This is a genomic window from Microbulbifer aggregans, from assembly GCF_001750105.1.
GTDB classification, from domain to species: domain Bacteria; phylum Pseudomonadota; class Gammaproteobacteria; order Pseudomonadales; family Cellvibrionaceae; genus Microbulbifer; species Microbulbifer aggregans.
Genome location: NZ_CP014143.1, coordinates 2,180,876 through 2,195,576, shown reverse-complemented (window position 1 = coordinate 2,195,576; position 14,701 = coordinate 2,180,876). Strand labels below are relative to the sequence as shown.

10 protein-coding genes and 1 tRNA gene are annotated in these 14,701 nt (G+C 59.1%); 7 read left to right on the top strand and 4 right to left on the bottom strand.

Features of this window, described 5'->3' with window-relative positions; genetic code table 11:
- The first annotated feature begins 50 nt into the window (after positions 1–50).
- The 4 genes from rnt (at position 51) to AUP74_RS09425 (ending at position 3,703) form a co-directional block, all read left to right on the top strand.
- The gene (gene rnt / locus AUP74_RS09440; protein WP_069947362.1) at positions 51–743 is read left to right on the top strand and encodes a ribonuclease T; all 693 of its coding nucleotides are present in this window, start codon (positions 51–53) and stop codon (positions 741–743) included.
- Positions 744–921: 178 nt separating this feature from the next.
- On the top strand, positions 922–2,862 hold the full coding sequence (locus AUP74_RS09435; RefSeq protein WP_069947361.1) for an extracellular catalytic domain type 1 short-chain-length polyhydroxyalkanoate depolymerase: 1,941 nt from the start codon (positions 922–924) through the stop codon (positions 2,860–2,862).
- 133 nt (positions 2,863–2,995) lie between these two features.
- A complete protein-coding gene (locus AUP74_RS09430; RefSeq protein WP_069947360.1) occupies positions 2,996–3,196 on the top strand; it encodes a hypothetical protein in 201 nt (66 codons plus the stop codon).
- Positions 3,197–3,508: 312 nt separating this feature from the next.
- Positions 3,509–3,703, top strand: coding sequence for a hypothetical protein (locus AUP74_RS09425; RefSeq protein ID WP_069947359.1), 195 nt, complete (start codon positions 3,509–3,511; stop codon positions 3,701–3,703).
- 75 nt (positions 3,704–3,778) lie between these two features.
- Here AUP74_RS09425 and secF read toward each other — a convergent pair whose 3' ends face one another.
- From secF to queA, 4 genes are all read right to left on the bottom strand, one after another.
- Positions 3,779–4,780: a protein translocase subunit SecF gene (secF, locus tag AUP74_RS09420; RefSeq protein WP_069947358.1), complete on the bottom strand. Its 1,002-nt coding sequence runs from the start codon at positions 4,778–4,780 to the stop codon at positions 3,779–3,781.
- Positions 4,781–4,791: 11 nt separating this feature from the next.
- The gene (secD, locus tag AUP74_RS09415) at positions 4,792–6,660 is read right to left on the bottom strand and encodes a protein translocase subunit SecD (protein WP_069947357.1); all 1,869 of its coding nucleotides are present in this window, start codon (positions 6,658–6,660) and stop codon (positions 4,792–4,794) included.
- Between the two features lie 219 nt (positions 6,661–6,879).
- Positions 6,880–7,995: a tRNA guanosine(34) transglycosylase Tgt gene (tgt, locus tag AUP74_RS09410; RefSeq protein WP_069947356.1), complete on the bottom strand. Its 1,116-nt coding sequence runs from the start codon at positions 7,993–7,995 to the stop codon at positions 6,880–6,882.
- Positions 7,996–8,049: 54 nt separating this feature from the next.
- A complete protein-coding gene (gene queA, locus AUP74_RS09405) occupies positions 8,050–9,090 on the bottom strand; it encodes a tRNA preQ1(34) S-adenosylmethionine ribosyltransferase-isomerase QueA (protein ID WP_069947355.1) in 1,041 nt (346 codons plus the stop codon).
- Positions 9,091–9,228: 138 nt separating this feature from the next.
- On the opposite strand from queA, the gene AUP74_RS09400 reads away from it, so the two are divergent.
- The 3 genes from AUP74_RS09400 (at position 9,229) to AUP74_RS09390 (ending at position 14,665) form a co-directional block, all read left to right on the top strand.
- A tRNA-Leu gene (locus tag AUP74_RS09400) sits at positions 9,229–9,315 on the top strand.
- A 1,260-nt stretch (positions 9,316–10,575) separates the two neighbouring features.
- The gene (locus tag AUP74_RS09395) at positions 10,576–12,513 is read left to right on the top strand and encodes a DUF3857 domain-containing transglutaminase family protein (protein WP_069947354.1); all 1,938 of its coding nucleotides are present in this window, start codon (positions 10,576–10,578) and stop codon (positions 12,511–12,513) included.
- A gap of 22 nt (positions 12,514–12,535) precedes the next feature.
- On the top strand, positions 12,536–14,665 hold the full coding sequence (locus AUP74_RS09390; protein ID WP_158514559.1) for a tetratricopeptide repeat protein: 2,130 nt from the start codon (positions 12,536–12,538) through the stop codon (positions 14,663–14,665).
- Positions 14,666–14,701 lie beyond the last annotated feature (36 nt).

Sequence of the window (14,701 nt, the reverse complement as noted above, 5' to 3'; positions counted from 1 at the left end):
CCGGGGCGCCACCAAACACTCCTGCAGATCCAGACGACCAAGGACCCCAAGTGACCCCCGCCGAAGAACCCACCGGACCCAAGAGCCTTCTGGCCCAGCGATTTCGAGGATTCCTGCCTGTAGTGGTGGACCTTGAGAGCGGTGGCTTCAATGCGCGCACGGATGCCCTGCTGGAGATCTCGGCCGTCATTCTCGATATGGATGAAGACGGGGTGATCTTCCCGTCTGAGACCCACAGCTTTCACATCGAGCCTTTTGAGGGCGCCAATGTCGAGCAATCTGCACTCGACTTCATCGGTATTGACCTGGAGTCCCCGGACCGCGAAGCCTGGCCCGAGGAAATCGCCCTGCCGGAACTGTTCCGCAAGATCCGCACCGCAGTGAAAAAGCACAGCTGCACCCGCGCCGTGCTGGTGGCTCACAACGCCCACTTTGATCTCGGTTTCGTCAATGCGGCGGTGGAGCGTTGCGGTATCAAGCGCAACCCCTTTCATCCGTTTTCCTGTTTCGACACTGCCACTCTCGCCGGGCTCGCCTACGGCCAGACCGTGCTGGCGAAGGCCTGTCAGGTGGCAGGCATTGAATTCGACAACAGCAGCGCCCACGCCGCCGAGTACGATGCAGAAAAAACCGCCGAGCTCTTCTGCCTGATCGTCAACCGCTGGCAGGCGCTGGGCGGCTGGCCACTGCCAAATCTGGCTCAGCCGACTACCGCTGAGACCGGCACCGAAACTGACGATTAACGCTTCTTCCTCAAAACCTGCGTGAAGCACTTCACAAGCTGGCGCAGGTTTCTCCAACTTTACCCGTCGGGTACAACCAAAGTCGCATTCCCGCCCACCCCGGCCCCTCCTAGGCTGATCGGTGCAGTCATTCGGCAACAGACCGAACACAATTCCGATAACAATAACGGTGAATGCGATGATGATCCCGAAACCCCGCCGCGGCCTGCTCCGCGGTGTTGCCACTGCCGTAGCACTCACTTGCGCCGCCGGCGTCCAGGCCGGAAGCTGGCAGGAGAATGTCGCCGTCGGCGGCTTCAGCAACGTCAATATTTATACCCCCGATACCCGCTCTGACATCGGTGACGGCAAGGCCCTGATGATCGTGTTGCACGGCTGTGCACAACCGATCAACAACTACCTGACCGCTAACCTCGAAGACGCGGCGGAAGAATTTGGCATGGTGGTGGCAGTACCAGACGCCATGAACAAAGCTGGCTTCAGCTGCTGGTCGTACTGGGAGGGGATCCGCTCCCGCACTGCCGGTGACTACAAAAACCTGATCAACCTGGCCAACACCCTTTCCGGCGATGCCAGTCGTGATATCGACCCGGACCAGGTTTATATCGCCGGACTCTCTTCCGGGGCGGCTTTCGCCAACACCACCGCCTGCCTGGCGCCTGACGTTTTCGCCGGCATGGGCATCAGTGCCGGACCCAGCATCGGCACCAGCTCCAACGGTGCTCTGGGCCCCTGCGAACAGGCAGACGTCACCAGCCGCTGTAATACCTACGCGGGGAGTTACAAGAGCCAGTTCGAAACCCAGATTGCCTCTATCGCACACGGCTACGACGATACGACGGTCAACCTCTGCTACAACGAGCAGAATGCCAACGGCATGGCGGGCGTCTATGGCGTCAGCCAGCTACCTGGCACCAACACCGTCAGTGAGGGCAGCCGCAGCGCCGATGAAACACTCTGGGATGACGGCCGCGTCTCCATGCTGTGGTTCAACAATGTTGACCACGCCTGGTCCGGTGGCGAAGGCGCCAGTGGCGGCTATATCAATGGCAATGGCATCAACTACGCGCGCTACCTGGGCCGCTTCTTCCGCGACAACAATCAGAGGGTCGACCGCAACCAGCCGCCAGTGGTCAGCAACGTGCAGATCAGTGCGAGTGGTGACCGCATCCTCGTCAGCGGCAACGCCGAGGATGCCGAGGGCAGCGTCTCCTCAGTAGAGGCCACCTTCACTGGCGATTCCGGTACGACCTCGACCTCGGGAGGCGTCGACTCGAGCGGTTTTTTTAATCTGACCAGCCCGGCCCTGGCAGATGACCTGTACGAGGTCATCGTCACTGCAACGGATGACCAGGGCGCGGTGAGCCAGGCATTCGCCCGCACGACCCGTGTCGGCCCCGAACCTCCGGAGACCGCGCCGGTTTTGAGCGGTATCAGCGCTGCAACCAGCGGCCAGTGTGTGACCGTGAGCGGCACCGTGGTGGATGAAAACCAGAACCTGGATGCGGTAACGGTGGCATTCAGCAACGGCACCATCACTGCTGCAGTCATGGGTACGGCATTCGAAGCAGAGCAGTGCAACCTTCCCGGCGGGCCCGGCTCCGCCACGGTTACGGCCCGCGACCTCGCCGGTCTCAGCAGCACTGCCACAGTCAGCTTCACTGTCGACGCAGGCGTCACCGCCGATCTGGACACCCATATCGCCGCCAGCCGCCTGGACTATGCCGTGGGCTATTCCAACTGCTACCTGGAATACGGCACAGAGCCTTTCCGCCTGGATGAGGTGACGACGGGCACGGGCCAGTGCCGCTGGGAAGACGACGACGGCAGCTGCTATGGCCCCAACCAGGCCTGCTCGGGCAGCGGCGGTGACGGAAGCGGTGACGGTAGTGACGATGGAACAGGTGGCGGCGACAGCGGCCAGCCCAGCGGGTGTGAGGAACAGAGCACCTACAACTACTATCACAAGACCGCAGGCCGCGCGTACAGCACCGGCAACTACTTCTCTCCGGACTATTTCGCCAACGGCAGTGACGATCCGATGCCCGGATCAACCTGGGGGTTGAGCACTCTCTACAGCAACGACGGAGTGACCTGGCAGCTGGGCTCCTGCCCATAAGGTTTCCGCTCGGGCGTGGCCCTGCCGCAAAGGTCGGGTCGCGCAACCTGGTTGCAAGAGAGTGGGTAACCACGCCCCTCTCACACTAGAGTCCTTTAGCAACCGGGAATTCTGTCTGCAACAGGAGGTAACCATGAACACCCCAAGCGGCGGACTGAAACTCTCCAGTATCCTCTTCGGCCTGATGGCGCTGGGACAACTGTGGCGCCTGGTGGCCCAACCGGAAGTATTAATGTCGGGTGTTCCCGTGCCGGTGTGGCCCAGTGCCCTCGCCTTTATCCTTCTGCTGGTCCTTTCCATCTGGCTGTGGCGCCTGTCGAAGCGGGCTACTTGAAGCTCGTTCCTGACAACTCGACCGGGCGACAGGATGGGATCTTCAGTAGTGTTTGGTGAGGTAGTTTTTGGTGAGATAGGGGCGGGAAATCATTTGGGCATCGCCGATTGATGCCCTTGACCGGAACAGCACCAATCCAGTCCAGCATGTGAGCCGGCTCTAACGGCCATTTCCGCTTAACCGTAACTGCACGTAATTGGGGGTAAGTATCGAGGGCAGTCAGTGTGGCTGAGTAGCCAGCACGCAAGCAGGTGATTTTTTATCCAACTTGGTGTAGAATGTCCAGTTCACGCAGAAAACCGGATAATTATTGTGGCCAAAAAAGCTTCCAGCGCATCCAAACGCAAGCAACCTACCGCCTTAGAAACCCGCGAAAGTATCGAAGAACAAGTGCAGGCTTTCCTATCCTCCGGCGGTGAAATCCAGCAGGTTCCGAAAGGCGTCAGCGGCCAGACCAACACCTCCGGACCGAAGCACATCACTCTGGGCAAAAAGCCCCGGAGCTGATTCAGGTCAGTTGCGCGAGCCGGATTCAGTCGTTCCGGACCGCGCTCCACCTCCCCTCTCTCCGAAGAAGATGCCTTAAGGCATCTCCTCCAACTCTGCCCCCTCTTTCACTGGCGGCATCAGGTCTTCCTTGGTGATATTCATTGCCATCAGTACGTTGGCAGCCACGTACACCGACGAGTAAGTACCCACCACGACACCGACGATCAGTGCCAGCGAGAAGTTGTGGATCAGCTCACCACCGAAGAACTGCAAAGCCCACAGCACCAGCAAGGTGGTGAATGAGGTCATGAAAGTACGGCCGAGGGTCTGACTGATGGAGATATTGATGATCTCTTCAGGGTCAGCCTTGCGTACCTTGCGGAAGTTCTCGCGAATGCGGTCGGCGACCACGATGGTGTCGTTCAGGGAGTAACCGATTACCGCCAGCACCGCAGCCAGTACGGTCAGGTCGAAGTCCAGCTTCAACAGGGCGAAGAAGCCCAGCACGATGATCACATCGTGTGCCAGTGCTGCCACCGCGCCGAAGGAAAACTTGTACTGGAAGCGCAGGGCCACGTAGGCCATCACCACCACCAGTGCAAACAGCATGCCCAGGCCACCATCGTCACGGAGTTCTTCGCCGATCTGTGGGCCGACCATCTCCACCCGGCGCAGGGTCACGTCACCCGGCGAAGCCTGATCCAGCTCTGCCACCAGCTTGTCGCCAATCGACTGAGTCGCTTTCTCGTCTCGGGCACTGATCTGCGTCTGTGCTTCTGCCACCGCCGGCGGCAGCTTGATCAGGATCTCACTGTCAGAACCGAAACGCACCACGGAGGCACCTTCGTAGCCGGCGTCTACCAGCTGCTGGCGCACGTCCTCAATCCGCGGCGCCTGCTCGTAACCCACTTCGATCTGGGTGCCGCCGGTGAAGTCGAGGCCGAACTTCAGGCCGTTCATCGTCAGCGCAGCGATAGAAGCGAGCAGCAGGATAATTGAGATTGCCGCCGCGGGCTTGCGCCAGCGCATGAAGTCATACACGCGCTTGCCCATGTACTCGGTGATCTTGCCGTTTTCTACTTTGGTCTCACTCATTGCCAACGCCCTTAAATCCAGAGTTTTTGCACACGGCGACCGCCGTAGAACAGGTTAATCAGTGCCCGGGTGCCCATGATGGCGCTGAACATGGAGGTCAGGATACCGATGGACAGGGTGACCGCGAATCCCTGTACCGGGCCGGAACCGATGGCATAGAGGATCACCGCCACGATCAGCGTGGTGATATTCGCATCCACAATGGTGCTGTAGGCATTGTCGAAACCGGCATTGATCGCCGACTGAGGTGGCATGCCGTTACGCAGCTCTTCCCTTATTCGCGAGAAGATCAGCACGTTGGCGTCCACCGCCATACCGACGGTCAGTACGATACCGGCGATACCCGGCAGGGTCAGGGTGGCGCCGAGGATCGACATTACCGCCACCAGCAGAATCAGGTTCACCGCCAGGGCAATATTCGCCGCCAGACCAAATACGCGGTAGAACAGCAGCATACAGACCAGTACCGCCAGCAGACCGATCTGCACGGAGGTCACACCCACCTTGATGTTGTCGGCGCCCAGAGATGGGCCGATTACACGCTCTTCCACGAAATACATTGGCGCAGCCAGGGCACCGGCGCGGAGCAGCAGGGCCAGTTCCTGAGCCTCGGCCGGGCTGTCCAGGCCGGTGATACGGAACTGGCGGCCCAGGGCGCTCTGTACCGTTGCCAGACTGATGATCTTCTTGTCGTCGGTACGGCGCTGCACCACCACCTCGTTACCTTCGTCATCGGTGGTGGTTTCCGGAACAAAGCGGCTCTCGATGAACAGGGTGCCCATGCGGCGACCCACGTTCTTCCAGGTCGCGCGGTGCATCAGCTCGCCGCCGCGGGCATCCAGGGTGATATTCACCTGCGGGAAGCCGCTCTCGTCGTAACCGACACGGGCATCGGTCACCCGATCGCCCTTGATGATCACCTTGCGCTCGAGCCAGGCGCCACCATAGGCCTGGCGCTGCTGCTCGTTGCGGTACTCGAAGAATTCCTTGTTGGTAACCAGCGCATCGGGCTTGGCCTCCATCCGGTATTCCAGGTTGGCAGTCTTACCGATGATGCGTTTCGCTTCGGCGGTGTCCTGTACACCCGGCAGCTCTACCACGATACGGTTGCGGCCCTGACGCTGGACGATGGGCTCAGCCACGCCCAGTTCGTTCACCCGGTTGCGCAGGGTGGTGAGGTTCTGGGTAACCGCGTAATCCTCGAGCTGCTTGATTTCCTGCTCGGCGAGGGTGGCGCGAATCTCCAGATTATTGCCACTGCCTGATTCCGTCAGCTGGAGCTGCGGAAACTCCTTGCGCATGGTGGACATGCCCAGGTTGCGCAGTTCCTCATCTCGGAAGCGGGCCACGATCTCGCGGTCATCCACCAGGTCGACACTGCGGTAGCGGGCCTTGGCTGCGCGCAGCTTGGCCTTCACATCCTGGAGGTAGCCGTCCATGTTGGTGCGCACGATGGTGTTGGTATCCACCTCCATCAGGAAGTGCACACCACCGGCCAGATCGAGGCCGAGCTTCATCGGGCTGGCGCCGAGATTGGCCAACCATTCCGGCGTGGTGGACGCCAGGTTCAGGGCTACAACATAGTCACTGTGGCCGAGGGCCTGCTGAATGGCGCGCTTGGCCGGCAGCTGCTCTTCGATGGAGCTGAGGCGCAGCAGAATGGCTTTTTCCCCCACTTCACCACCGAAATACTCGATGCCTGCCTCATCCAGGGCCTCCTGTGCCTTGTTGAGGACATTCTCGCCCACCACCATGGCGCTGGACTGACCGGAGATCTGTACGGCCGGATCGGGTTTGTAGAGGTTGGGGGCGGCGTAGAGGAAGCCCAGGCCCACCACCGCGAGAATCAGGAGATATTTCCAGAAGGGGTAGCGATTCATGCTGCTCTCATTGTTGTAATGCGGCCCTGTGAGCCGGTAAATCTTGGCAATGTCGGAGGATATGCGGGCGCCTCAGGCAGAATGCAAGGCGCGGCCGTCCCCAAGTGGGGGCCGATTATACGGGGATCGCCTGAGGGTACAAATGGACGGTCCGGGACAGGGGCACCACAGCCCGCAGCCCGACCGGGACCGAGTCGCCAAATGGAAACCACCGCTCCATCAGTCCAGCGGCGGCACCTCGCGGCCCAGTCGCTCGTAGAAGGCGGCTACATAGGTCTCCAGCTCACCGGCAGCAATCGCATCCCGCAGGTTCTGCATCAGGCGCTGGTAGTGGCGCAGGTTGTGGATGGTATTGAGCTGCGAGCCGAGAATCTCGCCACAGCGGTCCAGGTGATGCAGGTAGCTGCGGGAGAAGTGTTCGCACGTGTAGCAGTCGCAGTCCTCCTCCAGCGGTCGCGTATCGTGGCGGTGCTTGGCATTGCGGATCTTTACCACACCCTCGAAGGTGAACAGGTGGCCGTTGCGGGCGTTGCGGGTCGGCATCACGCAGTCGAACATGTCCACGCCGCGGCGCACGGCCTCGACGATATCCTCCGGCTTGCCCACCCCCATCAGGTAGCGGGGCTTGTCCGCCGGCATCTTGTGGGCCAGGTGGTCCAGCACCTTGATCATCTCGTCCTTGGGCTCCCCCACCGACAGGCCGCCGATGGCATAGCCGTCAAAGCCGATCTCGGTCAGCCCCCGCAGGGAGACATCCCGCAGCTCCGGGTACATCCCCCCCTGCACGATACCGAACAGCGCCGACGGACTGTCGCCATGAGCCTTCTTCGAGCGGTCGGCCCAGCGCAGGGACAGCTCCATGGACTTGCGGGCCTCCTCCGGAGTAGCGGGATAAGGCGTGCACTCGTCGAAGATCATCACGATATCAGAGCCCAGTGAACGCTGAACGCGCATCGACTCTTCCGGATCCATAAATACAGGGCTGCCGTCCACCGGCGACTTGAAGGAGACCCCTTCCTCGGTGATCTTGCGCATCTTGCCCAGGCTGAACACCTGAAAACCGCCGGAGTCCGTCAGGATGGGCCCCTGCCACTGCATGAAATCGTGAAGGTCACCATGCTCTTCGATCACTTCGGTGCCGGGGCGTAGCATCAGGTGGAAGGTATTGCCGAGGATGATGTGGGCACCGATGGCCTCCACATCCCGCGGCAACATACCTTTGACGGTGCCGTAGGTACCCACCGGCATAAAGGCCGGGGTCTCCACCACCCCACGGGGGAAACGCAGCCGCCCGCGGCGTGCCTTGCCGTCGCTGGTGTCCAGTTCAAACTGCATGAAACATTCGCGGCTCAAGGGTCTCTCCTCGGTCTGTTGGGGATCGGCGCTCGATTACCAGGCGCTGACATTGGGATTGCGGCTGATCAGCATCGCATCGCCGTAGCTGAAGAAGCGGTAGCGCTCACGCACCGCCTCGCGGTAGGCATTCATGGTCTGCTCGTAGCCGGCAAAGGCACTTACCAGCATCATCAGGGTCGACTCGGGCAGGTGGAAATTGGTGATCAGCCGATCCACGACCCGGAACTGATAGCCCGGATAAATAAAGATATCTGTCTCACCAACAGTCGGTTTCAGTTCACCACTGGCTGCGGCGCTCTCCAGCGCCCGCACACTGGTGGTGCCCACGGCAATCACCTTGCCACCGCGGGCGCGGCAGTCCGCCACCGCCTTACAGACAGACTCCGGTACGTTCAGCACCTCACTGTGCATCTGGTGCTCATGGATATCATCCACCCGCACTGGCTGGAAGGTTCCCGCGCCCACATGCAGCGTCACGAAAGCAGTCTCCACGCCCATATTGCGCAGGGTATCGAGCATTTCATCGTCGAAATGCAGGCCGGCAGTCGGCGCAGCAACCGCGCCGGCCTCGCGACTGTACACGGTCTGGTAACGCTCGCGGTCCGCCTCGTCATCGGGGCGATCAATATAGGGTGGCAGCGGCATATGGCCGAGGCGCTCCAGCACTGGCAGGACACCCTCTGAAGGGAAAGCCAGCTCGAACAGCGCATCGTGGCGCGCCACCATCTCCAGCTCGCTGTCGTCTTCCAGCAAAATGCGCGTACCGGGCTTCGGCGACTTGCTGGAGCGGATATGGGCCAGCACCCTGCCCTCGTCCAGAACCCGCTCCACCAGAATCTCCAGCTTGCCGCCGCTCTCTTTGCGACCGAACAGCCGCGCCGGAATCACCCGGGTGTCGTTGAACACCAGCAGGTCGCCGGACTGCACCAGCTCCGGCAATTCCGCGAACTTCCGGTGGTCGACAGCCCCGGTGGGGCCATCCAGGCACAACAGGCGGCTGCCGCGGCGCTCACTCGCGGGCGCGCGGGCTATCAGCTCATCGGGCAAGTCGAAATGAAAATCCTGGCGACGCATGGCTTCAGTTTAGGCAGTTGGGAAGGCCGCGAAGATTAACGGAATCCCCGCCCACCGCCAAATCCGGTTGACCGGCTCCGGTCCATGGCTATAATCACCCCCCTATCCGAGGCACCCAAAACCACGCCTCGAGCCGCTGCCAGAGTGGTGAAATTGGTAGACACAGGGGATTCAAAATCCCCCGGGGTAAAACCCGTGCCGGTTCGAGTCCGGCCTCTGGTACCAAACAGAAAGGCCCGCAACTGCGGGCCTTTTTCGTTTGGTACCAGAGGCCGGTGAGATCGGCACCCCGGTTCGACCGATTGCGCCCACGGCGCAATCAACAACGAGCAACCGGCAGGTTGCGAAGCCCGCAGGGCCAAAAAAGCCAAAGCTTTTTTGGTTAGTCCGGCCGGTAGAGAGTCCCAGGAACCTCCCCCATCCAGATCCTTTTAATTAAGGGACGACAGCCTGCGAGAACCGGCACCACGGTTCGACCGATTGCGACTCTTCTCCTGAAGAGGCGCAATCAACAACGAGCAACCACAGGTTGCGAAGCCCGCAGGGCCAAAAAAGCCAAAGCTTTTTTGGTTAGTCCGGCCGATAGAAGAACACAGAACCTCCTGCTTCTCCGACTCCCTTTCCTTTAGCCACCAAAGCTGCCGACCATTTGCGTCTATGGCGCAAACAACAGCGAGCAGCTGCGAGGCCCGCAGGCAGAAAAACCAAAGTTTTTGGGTTAATCAGGCAGGATACGACGCTCGAAACAGCCCACCTCATGCAGGCCTCCCCATTTGATATCGGAGTGCCTACAAAAACAAATACTCGATTCGAACAACTCCGCAAACGGCTGGGATGCTGCAGGCAACTGCAGGGACAAACCGGCCCAGTCGGCTTGATCAGTCCGGCCTGGTTAAGGAGCCAGGAACCTTGATATAACGAGCAATTTAAATTTGACTTCAAACTTCCGGCGAAGCCATTAACCAACACCTCTCACTACAGAGATGGGCACAGCCAGTCCGATTAGTTCGGCCGCTGTTACCAGGTAAAACCCGAAAAAAAGCCCGCCAAAACGGGATTTTTTCTCGTGGTGGCGCCAGAAAAGTCTACCCTGCCGCGAGCCAAGAACCAATTACTACAGGCAGGCAACGGCAGCATGATCAAAATAAATACACATTAGCCAATTGATTCGCGGCTCGCTCACTCGTTACGCACTAATCACGGAAGCAATACAAAGTGAAAGCGAGTGGGCCACTAGTTCAATCTTGAGTTTTGAGTCGCAGGATACACACCGGGAAGAATGAAGCTGAACGTCATGCGAAAATGGCCGCATATTCACCAGCCAGCTCTTGGGGTATATTAAAAGAATCCATTCAATCAACCAAAACGCCGCAAACCATAACAAAATAAAAAGAAACGAGGTTGTCCTTGTCCCACATTGCTCTCACCTCCATGCTGACTCTGGCTCGGCTCTTGGCCTTAACGTTACTTCTGCCCGCAATTGCAGTGGCCAAGGCACCAGAAGTCACCGTTGGACCCGCACCCGCCTGGGTGGTACCACCACCGGCAGCGCCCATCGATGAAGTGCACAGCGGTGCAGTGCGCTACCAGCTTTCCAATTCCCAGGTATTCCACCGGGGCACACAGAAACAGTACTACCAACAGTTAGTGATGGAGCCCCTCAACCAGCAGGGCGTTCAGGAAGTCTCGGAGCTTAACTTCGAGTTTTACCCCTCGTACGAGCAGCTTGTCGTGCACGAGATCAGCATCTATCGGGACGGTGTCAAGACAAACCGGCTGCAGGTCGAAGCCTTCAAACTATTCCAAACCGAAGAAGAGCTTGACAGCAAGCTCTACAGTGAACGTTGGCGCGCCCTCTATATCCTTGAGGATATCCGCCCCGGTGACATCATCACTTACGCCTATACCGTTGACGGCAGCAATCCAATTTTCGAGCGTAGCGACTTCGGTTCACTGCCCCTGAATTGGGGAGCTGCAGTCGGGCAACGACACGTGCGGGTAATCAGCGACAAGCCCATTCGCTATCGGTTCAATAACGCAGAGGTACCGGTGGCAACTGCAAACACCGAACACGGCTTCGAGTACTTGATCGACCTCCACCGCGTACCCGCGATCCCGGCGGAAAGCCAATTTCCCCATTGGCATGAGCCACAGAACTATTTCCAATACACCGGCTATAGCAACTGGCGCGAAGTAAGTGACTGGGCACTGGGCCTGTACGACATCGATCGCGCCTTACCCGACGCGATGAAAGCTTCGCTTGACCAGTGGCGAGCCGATCTGGGCGTCCTGGGTGCCGTCAATCGCGCTGTCCGCCTTGTGCAGGAAGATATTCGGTACTTTGGTATCGAGCTAGGAATCAATTCCCACCTGCCACGAACCCCGCAGGAGACTCTCAACAAACGCTATGGCGACTGTAAGGACAAGGCCCTGCTGATGACCGCCATGCTCGACCACCTGGGCGTGGAATCCTACCCGGCCCTGGTCTCGGCTTCCCGTCGCGAGGCAATTGATGACGATCTGCCTTCGCCCAACGCTTTCGACCATGTGATCAACTTGATACGGATTGATGGGCACGAGTACTGGGTTGACGGCACTGCCTCGGCTCAGGGGGCGGACATCCGTAACAAGGGGCATTTTGATTATGAACGGGCGCTGGTGGTGCGTCCTGGCAGTCGCACCCTTGTTACCATAGCCACCCCCAGTGACGATCGCAGCACGCTGACAGCAGCCACTGAGGAACGCTTTGCCATCGACGCTGGCGCTAATACAGCCAACCTCACCATCCAGTCCACTTTCAACCGCCTCAAGGCCGAGCAGGCACGGCAGTATTTTCGCAGCCTGGATCAGCGGCAAGTCAACAGCAACCATGCCAACTTCCTTGCCCAATACTACCCCGGCGTTCAATCGACTGGCGATGTAACTTTCACCGACGACCTGGAACAAAATCGCATGGTGGTCACGGAGGCATATCAGATTGACCGGGTCGCACCGCTGATCTCGGCGAGAAGAATTTTTACCCTCTACGGTTCCAGTATCGCCTCCTACCTGTTCAAACCTGAAGAGCGAATTCGCCATTCTCCCCTGGCGCTACCCCACCCATTGCGACTGACTCACCAAATATTTGCAGAGATCCAGGGCGAAGTGCTATGGCAGGACCCTGCCAAAGCGACCGTCATTGAGAACCCCTGGTTCCGATTATCGCGGGAAGCATCTTTGGAGGACTCCGCACTGGCGGTGGCCTTTGAGTTTGAGTCCAAGGCAGAGTTCGTCAACCATCGCGATCTGCCCGAGTATCTCGCACAACTCGATAAGCTGGACGAGGCCCTGCAGTACCGTTTCTGGGCCAAGGGCAGCGATTCCGGTGAACAGCGTAGCAGCCGCGAAATGAAAAATCTGATCAAGTCACTCATCCGTAAGTAAGCCCATGCCGATACCTCAGCCGATGAAAAGAGCCGTTCTTCCGTTCCTATCCTCACTGGCTATAGCCTGTGCAACGTCTGCGCCACAGCCGCCTAATGACAATAAAGTTCGTGCGCTGGCGGAACAGGTGGCCGCGGCCCCCGACAGCGTGACTTTCGCACAGTTCTGGAACGCCTACTTGGACTCTGCACAGGTACTCGAGACCGTGGCCGCGCAACAGCGTTATGCACAGACGATGTCGGAAGTTGAGTCGGGTCAGATCGCTTGCACAGACCTGGATTGGGATCGTTTGACTGGCGACAACTTGGTCGCGCTCATGCCACGAGTCGCTGCCGTAGAGTGCCTCGAATCTGCCGGGCGTAGCCAGGAAGCTGCCCACCACCAAAACCTTTTCAACTTCGTGGTATCGGGCATTCTCTCCCAGAGTTCCGGTGAGGCCTTCTACAACGCTTACGAAATTGCCAGCTGGGCAGACGCTGAAGAGCTGTTGAATCTTTCGGGTTACGAGATCATTGACAGCAAGTTCGAGTTCCAGGCCTCTCGCAACGGACTCTATCGCGTATACAACGTTCGGGCCCGTGACTCCGGGCAGTTTTCCCGGATTTACTTCGACAACAGCCGCTTTCTTCACCGGGTTCTGAACGGCCAGTATCCTTTCGCCGGACTGAGCGATGCCTATTTCACCTCAATCATTCAGCCTCTGGCGGAAACCGACTTTGCCGCGCGCCACGCTGAAGGTATTGTCCACCAGGCTAGCGGTAATTATGGCGAGGCCGAAATCGCATACCTCGATGCCATCGCCATGGGTTCCGTCAGCGCCAACATCGACCTCGGCAACATCTGTCTAGAGAGTCACTCAAGCAAATTCACCCGCAGCGAATGCGCACAGCTTTTTGTGACGGCCTCGGAGCTCGGTATCGAGGATGCCAAGGTCACTCTCGCCTACATCAGTCTCTTGGGGCTGGGCATAGAGGCAGATCCCGGCCTGGCGCAGCAGTTGCTCGATAGCGCCGCCGCGTCTCTCCCCCCCGGCGAGCCGGAATACAAGCTGGCCATCCTCCTGTCATCCAACCGCTTTGCCGAGCCACGCCCAGATCTGGCAAAAACATATCTCCAGAGCGCAGTAACCTCGAAGCACCCTAAAGCCCTGTACCTCCACGCCATGGCTGCCCTCGAAGCTATCCGGAAAGACAGTAACAATAAAGAAAATCAGGAGCAGTTTATCCGGCGCATCAAGAAAGCCGCGCGTGCGGGTTACGCGCCCGCGCAGTTCGTCTATGCGCGCTACCTGCTCGAAGGGGAAGAAGAGATAGAGGCCGGGCTGGCAGAGCTGGACAAGGCCGCGACCGCGGGCTACCCCGCCGCACTCTACGAGCGAGGCACGATTGCTGAATGGGGGCGATACAGTCAGCCGAAAAGCGCCATAAAAGCGTTTTTCGACTATCAGGCAGCGGGACTGCGCTGGCACGCGGAGGCCCAGTTTGCACTTGGCCATTTCAATGACAAGGGCAAGGCGGTGGAGGTCGATCGCTTCATCGCCTACGGCTGGTTCTCACTCTGCGCCGAAGCCGGACACCTGGGCTGCATCAACAACCTCGGCTATGCCAATGCGAACGGACGCGGTGTGCCAAGAGATTACGTGCGCGCTGCTGAACTATACCGCCTCGCATCAGAACGGGGAGATCGCCAAGCCGCAAACAATCTGGGGCAACTGTACGAACGCGGGTTAGGGGTGGATAAAGACCTCACACGGGCCATTGAGTTATATACGACTGCGGCGGAAGGTGGATGGGTTGAGTCCATGAACACGCTGGGATCTCTGCATCTGAAAACCAGCTCACCCGTTCACGACTATGGCAAGGCACTGCACTGGTTTGAGCAATCGGCCAAACAAAATTCTGCCGAGGGCCTATTCCAGCTTGGCCGGATGTACGAGCAGGGTCTCGGCGTCGCAGCAGACACCGCGCGCGCCAAAGCCTTGTTCCTTGAGGCGTCAGAACAGGGCCATCAGCTCGCCAAAATGAAGTTTACCGAGTCTGTTACGACTGACACGGAAACCAAAACGCTTTTGTTTGAGTGCCAGCAACCCGGCGGTTGCGACCTCACCGTAGAAGAAATCCTCGAACAATTACCCGCGCGCATCGTGCACTAGTGGGGGAAAAACGCATCAGGCATCGCGATTTAGGAG